The following is a 16,159-nucleotide window of genomic DNA, read 5'->3' on the forward strand; positions in this document are numbered from 1 at the left end:
GGGCTGACGCCTTTGACCCGGCGAACCGTAGATTACGGCGCCGGGCATATAATTCGAATGATGATCGCGGCGGGCTTCATCATGCCCGCCTTATAGGCAGGCCGCCCCCGATGGTCCAGTGCTGCGCGTCACTCCGCGGGATGCACATGCACGGAATGAACGCGGCCCAGCCGCGCGTCGATCCGTCCGCGCACATGCCGGTGAAGGCGCAGCGAAATGGCGATCCCTCCGAGCACAATCCAGAACCCCTGGATCAGGGCCGCGGCCATGTTGAAGTTCTGCGTCAGGCTCAGCATCACCAGCACGGCGGCCAGCGTGTTGATGCAGAAATAGAGCGTGCTCTCGCTGGTCAGATAACGCAGCGAGAGCAGGGTGTAATTGCAGATATAGGTGACCACCCCGAGGAAGCCTGCGGCGTTGCAGGCATCCTCGACAGTGTAACCGGTCAATTCGAAAAACATAAAACAGACCCTTGAAACCGGATGATTGAAAAAGGAACGGGTATCAATTTCGCAAGATGACTAAAAAATAAGCGTCAACATGCGAGAGGGTGCCCCGGCGCGCCCCATCTGTCGAGGCCGGTATTCCTGACCTTGCCGACGACCCGCATCGGCAGAACTCGGCCCGCGCGCCCCACCGATGCGCAGAGCGTCGCCGATGCGCCGCCCGCGCGATTTGGAACGGCGATTTCCGGCTTGGCACGGGGGCGGAGGCTGGCGAGCCTTGGCCCGTTTTCCCGTCTCGGCGGCAATAACGGAGACAAGGGGCCTCGCGCACGGGCAGTCTTTCCTCAGCGGCAGGCATGCGCACCGCCCGACGCCGCATCTCATGGCCCGACCCAAACCCGGAGGACTTCTCGATGGCTTACAGAGACGAAATCGACCACGGCCGAAGCGACCCGCGATCCGGCGCGTCGCGGTACAGCCGGGGCATGCAGGGTGCCACACCCGATAACCGGCGCGGGGTTCTCGGCGGTCTTGCCGTCGCGATCGGCCTCGTCATTGTGCTGTTCATCGTGCTGAGCTTTGTCGGGGGCGGCGACGCGACCGGCACGGCGCCCGCAGAGGGCAGCATGATCGCCCCCGCCGAAGCGCCGGAGGCAACCGCACCTGCCGCGACACCCGCAGAATAATCGCCCTCAGGCCAACTGCAGCCTGCCGGTAGCGCCACGGACACCCACCGTCCTGCGCCTGTGAGCAGCCACGCGCCGGATCGCCCGTCTTTTGCAGCGGAGACCGGGCCGCGCGCCACCGCGAATGCAGCTTCGGCGGTCCCGGACCCTTCAGGGGTTCGGGGCCGTCTTTCTTTTGGCGCTAGGCGTCGTCCTTGCCGCGGTCCTTGCCGAAAAGATCGGTCAGTGATGTGGCCACGATGCGCCGCACCGAGGGTTTGCGCCCCTCGGAGAAGGGCAGAGGACGGCAGACCTCCATCGCGGCGACACCGACCCGCGCGGTCAGGGCGCCATTGACGAGCCCTTCGCCGAAGCGGCGCGACAGCCGCGCGAGCAACCCGCCGCCCAGGATCGGCTCCAGCATGTCATCGCCCACCGCGACGGCCCCCGTTGCCACGAGGTGCGAGAAGACCGCGCGTGTCAGGCGCCACGATCCCAGCGTGCCGGATCGCCCGCCATAGACCTCCGCGATGCGGCGGATCATGCGCAGATTGGCCGAAAGCGCCGCCGCCACATCGGCAAAGGCCAAGGGCACCAGCGCCGTGACTGCCGCGACCTGCCGGGCCGCGGCCTGCACCTCCGCCGTGGCGCGGGCATCGAGGGGGCCCAGCACCTCCCGCTCGGCCAGTTGCAGCAGGGCTTCGGCATCGAAGACATCGCCCTGACGCTCGGCGAAGCGCTCCCTTCCCCAGCGGGTATCATCGCGGCCTTTGTAGAGCGCGGTGAGCTGCGTGGTGACCCCGCGCGCCTCTTCGAGACTGCCTTGCGACAGGGCCGTGTCCGCCGCGCGCTGCAGCGCATCGAGCCGCTTCAGCCTTGAAAAGGCGGACAATTCCTTGATCGCGATCAGGAGGGTGACCAGCACGAACAGCGCAAAAAGCCCGGTCACGAGCCAGCCCAAGATCGGATTGGACGCGACGAGTGCCGTGGCGAAATTCCACGCGGCAATGGAGATGACGGTGGTCAGGATCAGGCCTGCGAGCGCCCAGAACCAGCGCGCAAGACGCGACGGGCGGCGCGCGGCGAGGGCTGCCGCATTGGCCATCGCGGCCCCCTGCGGCGGGGCATCCGGACCGGAATCTGTGCCGAAATCAGCGCCGATATCAGGCACGGGCGGCGCGTCCGCGGGACCGGAGCTGGGCGTGTCCGGGCCCGCCTCGGGCGCGTCGATCTCGATCAGGACGGGGCGGCGGCGGTCCGCGTCACGCTTTCGGTCGCTCATAGCCGGTCTCCGATCAGAAATTCCGCCGCCCGGTCGAGCCGGATATGCGGCGGGCCATGGCCGGGGCGCAGCGACAGCGGGGCGGGCGCGAAGGACATGATGCCGTAATCGCCCGCAAGCCAGTCGGTCTCGTCGCCCGACAGAAGCACGCGCGGATCGGCGGGCAACTCACCGGGCCAGAGCGCCGCCTCCCGCCCCGTCTCGAGCAATGTGCCGCGCACGCAATCGAGCCGCTGGCCCTTGATGTCGCGCGTCTCCTCGATGGTGGCGCGCAGGCTCGCGATGGCCATGGCGCGGGTCTTGGCGCCCGCGAACTCGGCGCGGTCCGACGCCTCGCGGGTCATCGCCTGCATGAGTGCTGTCAGCCGGTCATGCTGCGCATGGTGCAGATGGTCGGCCTTGGTGGCGGCAAAGAGGATCCGCTCCACCCGCTTGCCCATCAGAAGCTGGCTCAGAAAGGCGTTCCGGCCGGGGCGAAAGGCGCCGAGGATATCGGCCATGGTCTGGCGCAGATCGGCCAGCGCGTCGGGGCCCTTGTGAATAGCCCCCAAAGCGTCGACCAGCACCACCTGGCGGTCGATCCGGGCGAAATGATCGCGGAAGAACGGCTTCACCACGCGGGATTTGTAGGCCTCATAGCGCCGCTCGAATTCGCGCCAGAGCGATTTTCGGGGTGCGCCCTCCTGTGGGGGCAGCGGCGCGAAGGTCAGAACCGGCGAACCCGCGAGATCGCCGGGCAGCAGAAAGCGTCCCGGCGTGCAATCGGAATAACCCGCATCGCGCGCGGCATGCAGATAGGCGGTGAAAGTCTCGGCGAGCTTTTGCGCGCGCAGCTCCTCCAGCGCTTGCGCGCTGTCCTCGCCTGCGAGTGCTTCGCGAAACGCGGCGCCGCTGTCGCGGTTCGACAAGCGCGCGAGCGTCTCGGCGGACCATTCGGCATAGCTTTTGTCCAGAAGGGCAAGGTCCAGCAGCCATTCGCCGGGATAGTCCACGATATCGAGATGCACCGTGCGCGGTCCCTGAATGCCGCCCAGAAGCCCCGTGGGCCGCACCTTGAGCGACAATCTGAGCTCCGAGATGGCCCGCGTGCTTTCGGGCCAGCGCGGCGTCTTGGCGGTCAGGGCCGCGAGGTGCTGCTCGTAGTCGAAGCGCGGCAGCGTATCGTCGGGCTGGGGCTGCAGATAGGCCGCGACGATGCGGCCCTCGGAGGCGGCGCTGAGCTGCCCCATGCGCCCACGCTCCATCATGTTCGCGACGAGCGAGGTGATGAATACCGTCTTGCCCGCGCGGGCAAGCCCTGTGACGCCCAGTCGGATCACCGGCTCGAAGAACGTCTCGGACAAGGTGTCGCCCACGCTTTCCACGCCGCGCGTGAGCCTGTCTGCTATATCCGAGATGATCACGCGCGCTTCTTCTCCGCTCAAGCCTCACGCGCAAGATAGGCAGTCGGCGCGCGCTTCGCCAGAGGCCGGGGCTTGCCGCGTGTCGGCACTTTGTCTATCGCCCGGGGCCATGCCGCGATTTGCATTCTTGGTGGAATATGATGGCGCGCCGTTCTCGGGCTGGCAGCGTCAGAAGGATCAGCCCTCCGTGCAGGGGGCGATCGAGGCCGCGCTTGCGCGGCTCGAGCCGGGGCCGCATACGATCGCCGCCGCCGGACGCACCGATGCAGGCGTGCATGCGCGCGGGCAGGTGGCGCATGCGGATCTGGCCAAGGACTGGGAGCCGTTCCGCCTGCAGGAAGCGCTCAATCACCATCTGAAGCCGCAGCCCGTGGCCATCGTTAACGCCGCGCGGGTGGCGGAGGATTGGCATGCGCGCTTCTCGGCGGGCGAGCGGCGCTATCTCTACCGGGTGCTGAACCGCAGGCCGCGCGCGGTGCTGGAGCCGGGCCATGTCTGGCAGGTGACCCGCCCGCTCGATGTCGATGCCATGCGCGAAGGTGCCAAGGCCTTGATCGGAAAGCACGATTTCACAACCTTCCGGTCGACCATGTGTCAGGCGCAAAGCCCGGTAAAGACGCTGGACGCGCTGGAGATCGACGCGGTCGACACCGATGCGGGCCGCGAGATCCGGTTCCGCCTGCGGGCGCGGTCCTTCCTGCACAACCAGGTGCGCTCCTTCGTGGGGACGCTTGAGCGGGTCGGGGCGGGAGCATGGCCCCCCGAGGCGGTCGGCCGCGCCTTGGCGGCTCGCGACCGCGCGGCCTGCGGGCCGGTGGCGCCACCGCAGGGGTTATACCTGATGGGCGTGGGCTACGAGGCCGACCCGTTCGCGTGACGGCGGGCGTTGTGTTGCGTTTTTCTGGAAAGGTGAAGGGGCTTGGGGCAGCCTGCAGGCGTGTCCGCTGCGAGGGGCCGCAGCCTTGGGAGCCGAGGGCGGCAAAACGCCGACGCGCTGTTCGGAGCGCCGTGCTGCGTCCGATGTAGGGCCAATCCGCGGCGGGGCAGGCGCGGCCAAGAGGGCCTGTGGCACGGGCGCGCTTGAAGCGGCGCGTGGGCTTTCTACCTCCTCGGCCATGACACATGCATTGATTATCGGCGCGTCGGGCGGCATCGGCTCCGCAGTGGCGCAGGAACTGGAGCGGCGCGGCGTGGGGGTGACGGGGCTGTCCCGCTCCGGCAATGGGCTCGATGTCAGGGACGAGGCCTCGGTCGAGGAGCATCTGGGACGCCTCGAAGGACCCTACGACCTGATCTTCTGCGCCACCGGCGCGCTGGAGATCGACGGTGCGCGGCCCGAGAAGACGATCCGCGACCTGACCCCCAAGGCCATCGCCGATCAGGTGGCGCTGAACGCCATCGGACCTGCCATGGTGCTGAAACATGGCGCACGGCTTCTGCCCCGGCGGGAGTCTGCGGTCATGGCCGTGCTGTCGGCGCGGGTCGGCTCCATCGGAGATAACGGTCTCGGGGGCTGGTATTCCTACCGCACCGCGAAGGCCGCGGTGAACCAGCTCGTGCATTCTGCTGCCATCGAGTTCGGCCGGACACACAAGAAGCTGTCCTGCGTGGCGCTGCATCCCGGCACCGTCGAGACCGCCTTCACCGCGAAATATGCCGACAATCATCCCACCGTCAGCGCGGCGGAGGCGGCGGGGCGGCTTTGCGATGTGTTCGAGCAACTCACGCCCGAGCATAGTGGCGGCTTTTACGATTACGCCATGAAGGAGATCCCCTGGTGAGCCGTTTGATCCTGGTCCTGGGCGACCAGCTGTCGGAGACCCTGTCGGCGCTCGAGGAGGCCGACAAGTCCCGCGATGTCGTCGTCATGGCCGAGGTCGCCGACGAGGCCTCGTACGTGCAACATCACCCCAAGAAGATCGCGCTCATCTTCGCGGCGATGCGAAAATTTGCGGCACGGCTGCGGGAGGATGGCTGGGATGTGCGCTATACCGCGCTCGACGATACGGAGAATACGGGCTCCATCCCCGGCGAGTTGATGCGCCGCGCCGACGAGTGCGGCGCTAAGGAGGTGGTCGCCACGCAACCGGGCGAGTTCCGTCTGATCCAGCTTCTCGACGAGATGTCGCTGCCCGTCCGCCAACTGCGCGATACCCGCTTTCTCACCGATCTCGACTGGTTCGAGGACTGGGCCGAAGGCCGCAAATCGTTGCGGATGGAGTATTTCTATCGCGAGATGCGCAAGAAAACCGGCTACCTGATGGAGGATGGCGAGCCTGCGGGCGGCAAGTGGAATTTCGATCACGACAACCGCAAGCCCGCCCCGGACGAGGTTGATTTCGGCGGCCCGATGGAATTCACCCCGGACGAGACGGTGGAGGAGGTGCTGGCGCTCGTGGAGGCGCGCTTCGGCAATTCCTTCGGCGACCTGCGGCCCTTCTGGTTCGCGACCGATCAGGGCCAGGCGCGGCGCGCGCTCACGCATTTCGTCAAACACGCCCTGCCGCGCTTCGGCGACTTCCAGGACGCGATGATGGGAGGCGAGAAGTTCCTCTATCACGCGGTGATCTCGGGCTACATGAATATCGGGCTTCTGGACCCGCGCGAGGTCTGCGAGGCCGTGGAAGAGGCCTGGCGCGCGGGTGATGCGCCGATCAACGCGGTCGAGGGCTTCATCCGGCAGGTCATCGGCTGGCGCGAATACATGCGCGCGATCTACTTCCGCGAAGGGCCCGATTATCCAAGCCGCAACTGGCTCAACCATCAGCGCAAATTGCCGCCACTTTACTGGGGCGCCGAGACGAAGATGCGCTGCCTGTCGAAGGCGGTGGAGGAGACGCGGGAGGAGGCCTATGCGCACCATATCCAGCGGCTGATGGTGACGGGCAATTTCGCGCTTCTGGCGGGGATCGACCCGGCGGAGGTCGAGGAATGGTACATGCGGGTCTATTTCGACGCATTCGAATGGGTCACGGCACCCAATACGGTGGGCATGAGCCAGTTTGCAGATGGCGGCGTGATCGCGTCGAAACCTTACGTGTCCTCGGGCAATTACATCGACAAGATGTCGGATTATTGCGGCGACTGCGCCTATTCGGTGAAGAAGAAGACGGGCGAGGGGGCCTGTCCCTTCAACCTGCTCTATTGGCACTTCATGGACCGGCACCGCGACAAGTTCGCCAAGAATCCGCGCATGGCGCAGATGTACGCGACCTGGGACCGGATGAAGGACGACCGCAAGGAGACGGTGCTGCGCGAGGCGGAGGATTTCCTGGACCGGATGTCGAAGGAAGAGGTGGTCTGAGAAAATCTGCGGGGGCGGAGCGAAGACCCCAAGGCGCCGCCAGATCCCGCGACACGAGGCGCAGTCCTCCGTGTGCCGGGCCAGCGCCGCACCGGTGGGCTGGCGCGACAACCTTGGAAATAAGCGCTTTATCCCGTCATATCATCGCGTCGCAGGTGCCGCGTGCTGGCGTCGCCAAAGCGCCAGACCGGTCGGGCCGGTCCGGCGCTGGCCCGGCGCCTTCGGCGCTGTTCGGGCTGGGCGCTCAAGCCTTCCATCGGCTCACGAAGATGCGCGCACCAATCCGCCTCACCCCAACTCCGTCACGACCGCTGATGATTGCTCCAGCGTCCGGTGCACCGGGCATTTATCCGCGATCTCCAGCAACCGCCCCCGCGTCGCCGCATCGAGATCACCCTCCAGCCGGATGCGGCGGTAGAAGTGATCCACTTTCTGCGCCGCCCCGCCCGCATCGGCATCCGCATCCCGCGCGTGAAGCTTGTCGTGGTGCACGTCGACTTCTACGTGATCGAGCGGTAGCCCCTTGCGCCGCGCATACATGCGGATCGTCATGGAGGTGCAGGCGCCGAGCGCCGCGCAGAGCAGGTTGTAGGGCGTAAGCCCCTGATCCGTGCCGCCCATGGATTTGGGTTCGTCAGCGGTGACATGGTGGGGGCCCACCTGGATATCCTGCAGGAAGCCGCCGGGATCGCATTCCGAGACGCGCACGATGCCTTCCGGCGTGGCCTCGGGCGGGGGCGGGGGCGCGAGGTCGAGATAGCGTGCGGCCCATGCGGCGATCAGACCGGCGGCATATTCGGCATCCTCGGGCCGTGTGATCAGGTGGTCGGCCTCGTCCAGCGTCACGAAGCTCTTGGGATGCTTGGCGGCCGTGAAGATGGCGGTGGCGTTCTCGATCCCGACCTGCGCGTCGCGCGGCGCGTGCATTACCAGAAGGGCGCGTTTCAGATGGGCGATGATCGGCGCCAACTCGGTTGCTGCGACGTCGCGGACGAAATCACGCCCGATGCGAAAGGGGCGCCCGCCCAGATCCACCTCTGCCGCGCCCTCCGTTTCGATCCGCTCCAGCGCGTCCGCAAAATTATGGGTCACATGACCGGGATCGAAAGGCGCGCCGATCGTGGCGACTGCGCGGGCCGAGGCGATCTCGGGCGCGGCTTTCAGCACCGCGGCACCGCCCAGCGAATGGCCGATGAGCAGTTGCGGCGCCATGCCGCGCGCCGCGAGAACGCCCGCCGCGGCCACCAGATCGCCGACATTCGTGGTGAAGGACGTATGCTCGAACTCGCCGCCGGAATGGCCGAGCCCGGTGAAATCGAAGCGCAGAACCGCGATGCCTTCGGCGGCCAACCGCGCCGCGATACGCCGGGCGGCGGCGATATCCTTGCCGCAGGTGAAGCAATGCGCAAAGAGCGCCGTGGCCAGATGGGGCCCGTCCGGCATGTCGAGCCGCCCGGCAAGCTTTGCCCCGGACGGCCCATCGAAGGTGATCTTCTCGCTGGCCATGATGCCCCCTTGCTGCGCGATTTAGCCGCGTCAGGGACATCTAGGCATGGCGGCCTGCGTTGCGGCCACTCATTTCAGTCGGCTCACGCCTTCCTGACTTCGGTGATCGATTTCAGCACGGAGGTTCCGTCTTCCTGCTCGATCATGAAGGCGGGTTCATTCACGGAGGCATGGCGCGTGACCTCATTGCCCTTGATCGTGCGGGTCACGTCTTGGGTGAAGCGCTCCTTGATCTCGCCCGAGGCGGTACCGTCGCCCCAATCCCATTCCACGCGGTCGCCGGTGGCATATCCCATAATCGCTCTCCTATCACTTTGGCAGAGGAACGCGGTGCTCAGGCGCGGGGTTCCCGCGCATGGGGGCCAGGCTCAGTTCTCGGGCGCGTCTGGGGTGTCGGGCGTTTCGGTGGCCTCGTACTCGGGCGCGGGGCCGGTCTCCCCCTCGGCCAGCGCACCGTTGACCCATTCGCCGCGGGCCTGTTCGCCCGTGGCATAGCGCATCGTGCCGGTGCCCTGGCGTTTGCCGCCGATGAACGTGCCTTCGTAGACATCGCCATTGGCATAGGTCGCAACGCCCGTGCCTTCGATTTCGCCGTCGGCCCATTCGCCCGAATATTCGAACCCGTCCGGCATCACGATCCGGCCCTCGCCATGGCGCTGCCCGTCAAGGAACGCGCCTTCATAGACCGTGCCATCGGGATAGGTGGCAGTGCCCTGGCCCTCACGCTCGCCCTCGACCCATTCGCCCTCGTAGCGGTAGCCGTCGGGATAGGTCATGGTGCCGAGCCCGTGGTTCTTGGCGTTCTGGAAGCCGCCTTCGTAGATCAGGCCGTTGGCATAGACCGCGCGGCCCTCGCCCTCGATGACACCCTCGACCCAGTCGCCCTCATAGGTCGAGCCGTCGGGATAGGTGATCTTGCCCTTGCCATTGGCCAGATCGCCCCGGAACTGGCCCTCGTAGACCGAGCCATCGGGATAGGTGACGCGGCCTTCGCCCTCGATCTCGCCCGCGATCCAGTTGCCGGTATAGACATAGCCGTCTGCGCCGCGAAACGTGCCCTGACCCTCGCGCTGATCGGCGACAAATTCACCCTCGTAGACATCGCCATTTTCGTAGGTGACTTTCCCCTGACCTTCGCGGCGGCCCGCGACCAGCTCGCCTTCGTAGATGTCGCCATTGGGTTGCGTCAGCTTGCCGACCCCGTCGATCTGGCCGTCATCCCACATGCCCTCATAGACCAGACCGTCGGTCATGATCAGCGTGCCTTCGCCGTCGCGCTGGCCGTCCGCGACGCGACCCTCATAGGTGGAACCATCTGGATAGGTGATCTTGCCCCGACCTTCCTTGGTGCCGTTGACCCAGTCGCCTTCGTAGATGTAACCGCCGGGCGAGGTCATGGTGCCGCGCCCGTGATGGAGCGCATTGCGGAACGAGCCTTCGTAGCGCACGCCATTGGCATAGACCGCGATGCCCTGGCCGGTGATCTTGCCGTCCTTCCAGGTGCCCTCGTAGGTGCCGCCATCGGCGAAGACGATGCGGCCCACGCCATCGGGTTTCCCGGCCTCGAACTCGCCTTCGTAGATCGACCCGTTGGGGAAGCGCGCGACACCCTGGCCGCGGATCTCGCCCTCGACCCAGTCGCCTGTGTACTCGTAGCCGTTGGGCAGCGTGTAGGTGCCGGTGCCGTGTTGCAGCCCGTCCTTGAAAGTGCCCTCGTAGACGCCGCCATCATCGTATTGCTTCGAGATGACCTCGCCGTCCTGTGCCATCGCCACGCCCGAGACACCGAGCCCCAGGGCCAGAAGGCCCGCGCGCAGGAAGATGGTTCGGCTGTTCTGTGTCATGCTGCTCTTTCCCGCCCGTTCGGCCGCATCATGCGGGCTGTTGCCGTGAAATTAGTCAACGGGGCCAAGCGATACAATGTCTTTTGGCCGCAGCCCGACCCGGTTGGCAGGGATGCGCGCGCCCTCTGCCTTCCCCTCGGGGCCCCATCTGCTATGTGGGCGGGAAATGCAGCAAGAGGCTGAGATTTCATGGCGGACCAATTCCGACTGACGCTCGCGCAACTGAACCCGACCGTCGGCGATCTGACCGGCAACCGCGCCCGCGCATTCGCGGCCTGGGAGCAGGCGCGCGACGCGGGCAGCGACCTCGTCGCCTTCCCGGAGATGTTCATCACCGGTTACAACACGCAGGACCTGATCCGCCGTCCGGCCTTCCATGCCGCCGCGATCGAAGAGGTGCGTGCGCTGGCCGCGGATTGCGCGGAGGGGCCTGCCATCGCCATCGGCGCGCCCTGGCTGGAGGGGACGGAGCTTTATAACGCCTATCTCATCCTGAAGGACGGTGCGGTGCAGACCGCGGTGCTGAAGCATCACTTGCCCAACGACACCGTCTTCGACGAGGTGCGCCTCTATGCCTCGGGCCCCGTGACCGGGCCTTATTCGGTGGGCGCGGTCCGGATCGGCAGCCCCATCTGCGAGGATGCCTGGTACGAGGACGTGGCCGAAACCCTGGAGGAAACGGGTGCCGAGTTTCTGCTGGTGCCCAACGGCTCGCCCTATCACCGCGACAAGTTCGATGTGCGGCTGAACCACATGATCGCCCGCACGGTGGAGACGGGATTGCCGCTGATCTACCTCAACATGGTGGGCGGGCAGGACGATCAGGTCTTCGACGGTGGCTCCTTCATCGTCAATCCGGGCGGCCAGATGGCGGTGAAACTGCCGGTCTTCGACGAGGAGATCGCCCATGTCACGCTGACCCGCATGCAAGAGGGCTGGCGCGCAGAGCCGGGCGCCGTCGCACGTCATCCCGACGCCTGGGAGCAGGATTACCGCGCCATGGTCGAGAGCCTGCGCGATTACATGCGCAAGACCGGCTTCAGGAAGGTGCTGCTGGGCCTGTCGGGCGGGATCGATTCGGCCATCGTCGCGGCCATCGCCGCCGATGCGCTGGGCCCCGAGAACGTGCGCTGCGTGATGCTGCCCTCGGAATACACTTCTGAGCATTCGCTCGAGGATGCCAAGGCCGTGGCGGAAGCGCTGGGCTGTCACTACGACTTCGTGCCGATCACGCCGGGCCGGGATGCCATCACCGAGACACTGGCCCCCCTGTTCGAAGGGCGCGACGAGGATGTGACCGAGGAAAATATCCAGTCCCGTCTGCGCGGCCTCCTGCTGATGGCCATGTCCAACAAGTTCGGCGAAATGCTCCTGACCACGGGCAACAAATCCGAGGTCGCAGTGGGTTATGCCACGATCTATGGCGACATGAATGGCGGCTACAATCCGATCAAGGATCTCTACAAGACACGCGTGTTCGAGACCTGCCGCTGGCGCAACGCTAATCACCGCGCGTGGATGATGGGCCCCGAGGGCGAGGTGATCCCCGACCGGATCATCACCAAGCCGCCTTCGGCCGAGCTGCGCGCGGATCAGAAGGACAGCGACTCGCTGCCCGATTACCCCGTGCTCGACGGCATCCTGCAGATCCTCGTCGATGACGAAGGCTCCATCGAGGATTGCGTCGCGGCGGGTTACGCACGCGACGATGCCGCGCGGGTCGAGCATCTGATTTACATCAGCGAATACAAGCGCTTCCAATCGGCCCCCGGCACGCGCCTGACAGACCGGGCCTTTTGGCTCGACCGGCGCTACCCGATCGTGAACCGATGGCGGGATGCGCGGCGGGAGTCTTGAGCGGCCGCCGTGGCCGACGGGTCACGGGGCGCGCAGCTCGGGCGGGAAGAGCCGTGGAAGGGTCATGATCTTGGCCCAAAGTCCGGGCAGACAGGCGCCATGACCGCACCGCGCGCCCTGGGCTATTTCGTGCCCGCCTTTCCGACCCAGACCCACGCGTTTTTCTGGCGCGAGGTCGCGGCCCTGCGTGCACAAGGCGTGAAGGTCGTGCTTTTCTCGTCCCGCAGGCCCCGGCCCGAGGATTGCCCGCATGCCTTCGGCGAGGACGCGCGCGCCGAGACCCATTACGTCTTCCCGCCGCGCCCCGGTGCCGTTCTGCGCTGGGCGGCGCGGCATCCGGCGGGGTTGGTGCGTGCGCTGGGCTATCTGCGCGAACTGCAGGAGGGCGGCGCCAAGGCGCGGGCGAAAGTGGCCGCGCTGCTGCCGTCGGCGGCGGATATCTGTGCCGCGGCGGAGGCGGCGGGCGTGGGTCACGTGCATTTCCATTCCTGCGCCGATGCCGCGCATCTCGGAGCGCTTGCCGAGCGGATGGGCGGACCGTCCTATTCGGTGACCGTGCATGGCAATCTCGATGTCTACGGCACGGATCACGCGGCGAAATTCGCCCGCGCCGCGCTTGTCACAACCGTCACGCGCCCCCTGCGGAACGAGGTTCTGGCCGTGGCGCCGGGCCGCGACGTGCCGGTCATCACCATGGGCGTCGATACAGCGCGCTTTGTTGGCGATAGGCCCTCCCGTCCCGCCGATGCGCCGCTGCAATTCCTGTCCATCTCGCGGCTGAACCCGGTGAAGGGACACGTCTATTTCCTGAAGGCGCTGCGCCGCCTGATCGATGCGGGCCACGCCGCCCATTACCGGATTGCAGGGTCGGGCGAGGCGGAGAGTGCGATCCGCGCCGAGATCGCGCGCCTTTCGCTCGGCGATCAAGTGTCGATGCTGGGGCCGCTTGGTCAGGACGATGTGCGCGCGGCCTTGGGGCGAGCGGATGCTTTCGTGCTGACGAGCTTCGGACATGGCGAGGCCGCGCCGGTTGCCGTGATGGAGGCTATGGCTGCGGGCCTGCCGGTGATCTGCTCCCGCATCGGCGGCACGGGCGACATGATCACCGACGGTGTCGACGGGTTTCTGGTGCCGCAACAGGACGTGGATGCGATCACCGAAGCGGCCCGCAAGCTTTGCACGGATGAGGCTTTGAGGGTGAAGATTGGCCGAGCCGCGCAGCAGCGTGCGCAAAGTCAGTTCGACACGGCAGCCACCGCTCGCGCCCTGTGGGAGGCGATCTGCGCCGCGCGCGGACGCTGATCCGATCAAGGGGCGGCTGCACCGCATGCGCGTTGCGCGCTGCGCATCACTCCCACCAGCGGTCGATCACCGCGATATCCTCGTCCGACCAGCCGAAATGATGCGCAAGCTCATGCACGGTCACATGCGCGACGAGATCGGCGATCTCCACATCGCCCCGGTGCCGCCATTCCGCGAGGATCGGCTCGCGAAACAGCCACACCGTGTCGGGCCAGGGGGCGGGGTCGGCAAAGCTCTTCTCGGTCATGGGGATGCCATCGTAGAGCCCGGTCAGCTCCAGCGGATCGTCCATCCCGAGATCGCGCAGCATGTCCTGATCCGGCCAGTCCTCAACCCGCAGCACCACCTCCGCGGCGCCAGTGGCGAAGGGGGCAGGCAGGGCGTCGATGGTGGCGCGGGCCATCGCCTCCATCTCCTCGAGCGTGATCGCGCGCGCCGTCACGACAGGGCGAACTCCGCCAGCGGCTCGTAGACCGCGCCGTCCCGGGTGAGGATCGATTCGTAGAGCACCACCTCCCGCGCGGGAACCTCGCGGATTGCCATCGTGTTCTCGCGGGTCAGGAAGCGCCCGAGTTTGGCCTCGTCCTCCAGCGTCATGCGCTGGGGCAGGCGGGCGAAGGTGACATGGGGACGGAAGCGCCGCCGCTCCAGCGTGATCCCCGCCCCCACGAGCCGCGATTTCACCCGCGCCTGCAGATCGGCCAGCGGCGCTCCGCCATGGCCGCGCAGGGCGAGCGCGGTGCCGAAGGCTTCGATCCCCGAAAGGTCGAAGGCGAAAGACGGCGGCGCCAGCGTCTCGAGCGCGTCGGCAACCTCGCGCAGATCCGCTTCGGGCACGTCGCCCAGAAAGGCCAGCGTCAGATGCGCGTTCTCGGAGGGCACGGTGCGGCCCACATCGAGCCGGTCACCCATGGCTTCCAGAACCTCGGCATCCGAGGCAGGGATGGGCAGGGCGATGAAGGCGCGCATAGGGGCTCCGGCCGGGGAAACGACGCGCGCAGGCTCGCCCGTTGCGGGGCCGGGTGCAAGGGGGCGATATGGACAAGGCGGGGGCTTTGTGAAAGACCGCGCGACACCGCCAGATCCACGGCCAGATCGAGGACAGATCCGATGACCATCACCCGCTTCGCCCCGTCGCCCACCGGCCATATTCATGTGGGCAATCTGCGCACCGCGCTGATGAACTGGCTGATCGCGAAGCAAGAGGGCGGCACCTTCATCCTGCGCATCGACGACACCGATCCCGAACGCTCCAAGGAGGAGTATGTCGACGGGATCAAGCGCGATCTGGAATGGCTGGGCCTTGGCTGGGACCGGGTGGAGCGGCAATCCGAGCGGCTCGAGAAATACCACGAGGCCGCGGACAAGCTGCGCGAGATCGGGCGCTTCTACGAGGCGTTCGAGACGCCCACGGAGCTGGACCTCAAGCGCAAGAAGCAGATGAACATGGGGCGTCCGCCGGTCTATGACCGCGCAGCCCTGGCGCTGTCCGAGGCCGAGAAGGAAAAGCTGCAGGCTGAACGCGGGCAGGGGCATTGGCGCTTCAAGCTCGATCAGGAGCGGATCGAGTGGGAGGACGGCATCCTCGGGCCGATCTCCATCGATGCGGCTTCGGTGTCGGACCCGGTTCTGATCAAGGCAGACGGGCAGTTCCTCTACACGTTAGCCTCCGTTGTCGATGACGTCGAGTTCGGCATCACCCATGTGGTGCGCGGCTCGGATCACGTCACCAACACGGCGACGCAGATCCAGATCATGGCGGCACTCGGCGCGGGTCATCCGGTCTTCGCGCATCATTCGTTGCTGACCGGACCGCAGGGCGAAAGCCTGTCGAAGCGGCTGGGCACGCTGGCGCTCAAGGACCTGCGCGAGGCCGGGATCGAGCCCGAGGCGCTCTTGTCGCTGATGGCGCGGCTCGGCTCGTCGCAGCCCGTGGAGCTGCGGCTGACGCTGGACGAGATCGCCGAAGGGTTTGCGCTGTCGCAATTCGGCTCCGCGCCCACGAAATTCGACGTGAACGATCTTTATCCGCTGACGGCGCGCAAGCTGCACGGCTTGCCCTATGACGCGATGGCGGACGACATTCGCGCGCTGGGCGTGCCCGACGACAAAGCGCCGCTCTTCTGGCAGGTGGCGCGCGAGAACATCACCACGCGGCACGATCTGGCCGGTTGGTGGGAGCTCTTTTCCAAGGGGGGCGATCCCAAGATCGACCCCGAGGATGCGGACTTCGTGGCCGAGGCGATGACGCTGCTGCCCGAGCCGCCCTATGACGCCGACACCTGGGGCACCTGGACCGCGGCGGTGAAGGAAAAGACCGGCCGCAAGGGCAAGGGCCTGTTCATGCCGCTCCGCCGCGCGGTGACGGGCATGGATCGCGGCCCCGAAATGGCCGATGTGATGCCGCTGATGCAGGTGGTCCGCGCGAAGTCGGGCTAAGGGCGCATGCCGCGGGCGGGCTTTCAGCCACCCTGCGGCAGTTGCGCTGTTGCAGCGCTTGCGCGGCGGTGGACCCCGGGTCAGTTCCGGGGCCATGAGTTTCAGTTAATA

15 protein-coding genes are annotated in these 16,159 nt (G+C 66.7%); 7 read left to right on the forward strand and 8 right to left on the reverse strand.

Annotated elements, in window-relative coordinates; all coding sequences use genetic code 11:
- Nucleotides 1–128: 128 nt before the first annotated feature.
- Complete coding sequence (locus FIV09_RS04385; protein ID WP_152448855.1) at nt 129–461, reverse strand: hypothetical protein; 333 nt, start codon at nt 459–461, stop codon at nt 129–131.
- A 398-nt stretch (nt 462–859) separates the two neighbouring features.
- Here FIV09_RS04385 and FIV09_RS04390 point away from each other — a divergent pair, with 398 nt between their 5' ends.
- Nucleotides 860–1,132 carry a hypothetical protein gene (locus tag FIV09_RS04390; RefSeq protein WP_152448856.1) on the forward strand — a complete coding sequence of 91 codons (273 nt, stop codon included), beginning with the start codon at nt 860–862 and terminating at the stop codon, nt 1,130–1,132.
- 181 nt (nt 1,133–1,313) lie between these two features.
- Here the strand turns inward: FIV09_RS04390 and FIV09_RS04395 are convergent, their stop codons facing one another.
- The gene (locus tag FIV09_RS04395; RefSeq protein ID WP_152448857.1) at nt 1,314–2,393 is read right to left on the reverse strand and encodes a YcjF family protein; all 1,080 of its coding nucleotides are present in this window, start codon (nt 2,391–2,393) and stop codon (nt 1,314–1,316) included.
- Nucleotides 2,390–3,796, reverse strand: coding sequence for a YcjX family protein (locus FIV09_RS04400; RefSeq protein ID WP_152452347.1), 1,407 nt, complete (start codon nt 3,794–3,796; stop codon nt 2,390–2,392). The genes FIV09_RS04395 and FIV09_RS04400 overlap by 4 nt, the downstream gene beginning before the upstream one ends.
- Before the next feature lie 109 nt (nt 3,797–3,905).
- Here FIV09_RS04400 and truA point away from each other — a divergent pair, with 109 nt between their 5' ends.
- From truA to FIV09_RS04415, 3 genes are all read left to right on the forward strand, one after another.
- Complete coding sequence (gene truA / locus FIV09_RS04405) at nt 3,906–4,673, forward strand: tRNA pseudouridine(38-40) synthase TruA (RefSeq protein ID WP_152448858.1); 768 nt, start codon at nt 3,906–3,908, stop codon at nt 4,671–4,673.
- Between the two features lie 238 nt (nt 4,674–4,911).
- The gene (locus FIV09_RS04410) at nt 4,912–5,577 is read left to right on the forward strand and encodes an SDR family NAD(P)-dependent oxidoreductase (RefSeq protein WP_152448859.1); all 666 of its coding nucleotides are present in this window, start codon (nt 4,912–4,914) and stop codon (nt 5,575–5,577) included.
- Complete coding sequence (locus tag FIV09_RS04415) at nt 5,574–7,100, forward strand: cryptochrome/photolyase family protein (protein ID WP_152448860.1); 1,527 nt, start codon at nt 5,574–5,576, stop codon at nt 7,098–7,100. The genes FIV09_RS04410 and FIV09_RS04415 overlap by 4 nt, the downstream gene beginning before the upstream one ends.
- Before the next feature lie 288 nt (nt 7,101–7,388).
- On the opposite strand, the gene FIV09_RS04420 is transcribed toward FIV09_RS04415, so the two are convergent.
- From FIV09_RS04420 to FIV09_RS04430, 3 genes are all read right to left on the reverse strand, one after another.
- On the reverse strand, nt 7,389–8,606 hold the full coding sequence (locus FIV09_RS04420) for a bifunctional alpha/beta hydrolase/OsmC family protein (protein ID WP_152448861.1): 1,218 nt from the start codon (nt 8,604–8,606) through the stop codon (nt 7,389–7,391).
- 83 nt (nt 8,607–8,689) lie between these two features.
- The gene (locus FIV09_RS04425; protein WP_152448862.1) at nt 8,690–8,902 is read right to left on the reverse strand and encodes a DUF2945 domain-containing protein; all 213 of its coding nucleotides are present in this window, start codon (nt 8,900–8,902) and stop codon (nt 8,690–8,692) included.
- A gap of 72 nt (nt 8,903–8,974) precedes the next feature.
- Nucleotides 8,975–10,450: an MORN repeat-containing protein gene (locus FIV09_RS04430; protein WP_152448863.1), complete on the reverse strand. Its 1,476-nt coding sequence runs from the start codon at nt 10,448–10,450 to the stop codon at nt 8,975–8,977.
- Nucleotides 10,451–10,639: 189 nt separating this feature from the next.
- Here FIV09_RS04430 and FIV09_RS04435 point away from each other — a divergent pair, with 189 nt between their 5' ends.
- Nucleotides 10,640–12,307 carry an NAD+ synthase gene (locus FIV09_RS04435; protein ID WP_152448864.1) on the forward strand — a complete coding sequence of 556 codons (1,668 nt, stop codon included), beginning with the start codon at nt 10,640–10,642 and terminating at the stop codon, nt 12,305–12,307.
- Nucleotides 12,308–12,406: 99 nt separating this feature from the next.
- On the forward strand, nt 12,407–13,609 hold the full coding sequence (locus FIV09_RS04440) for a glycosyltransferase (RefSeq protein ID WP_152448865.1): 1,203 nt from the start codon (nt 12,407–12,409) through the stop codon (nt 13,607–13,609).
- 46 nt (nt 13,610–13,655) lie between these two features.
- On the opposite strand, the gene FIV09_RS04445 is transcribed toward FIV09_RS04440, so the two are convergent.
- Both FIV09_RS04445 and thpR read right to left on the reverse strand, forming a co-directional pair.
- On the reverse strand, nt 13,656–14,021 hold the full coding sequence (locus FIV09_RS04445; protein WP_152452349.1) for a metallopeptidase family protein: 366 nt from the start codon (nt 14,019–14,021) through the stop codon (nt 13,656–13,658).
- A gap of 26 nt (nt 14,022–14,047) precedes the next feature.
- Nucleotides 14,048–14,578, reverse strand: coding sequence for an RNA 2',3'-cyclic phosphodiesterase (gene thpR / locus FIV09_RS04450; RefSeq protein WP_172975621.1), 531 nt, complete (start codon nt 14,576–14,578; stop codon nt 14,048–14,050).
- Between the two features lie 141 nt (nt 14,579–14,719).
- Here thpR and gltX point away from each other — a divergent pair, with 141 nt between their 5' ends.
- Complete coding sequence (gene gltX, locus FIV09_RS04455) at nt 14,720–16,048, forward strand: glutamate--tRNA ligase (protein ID WP_152448867.1); 1,329 nt, start codon at nt 14,720–14,722, stop codon at nt 16,046–16,048.
- Nucleotides 16,049–16,159: the final 111 nt, after the last annotated feature.

This window comes from Roseivivax sp. THAF197b (genome assembly GCF_009363255.1).
Classification (GTDB): Bacteria; Pseudomonadota; Alphaproteobacteria; order Rhodobacterales; family Rhodobacteraceae; genus Roseivivax.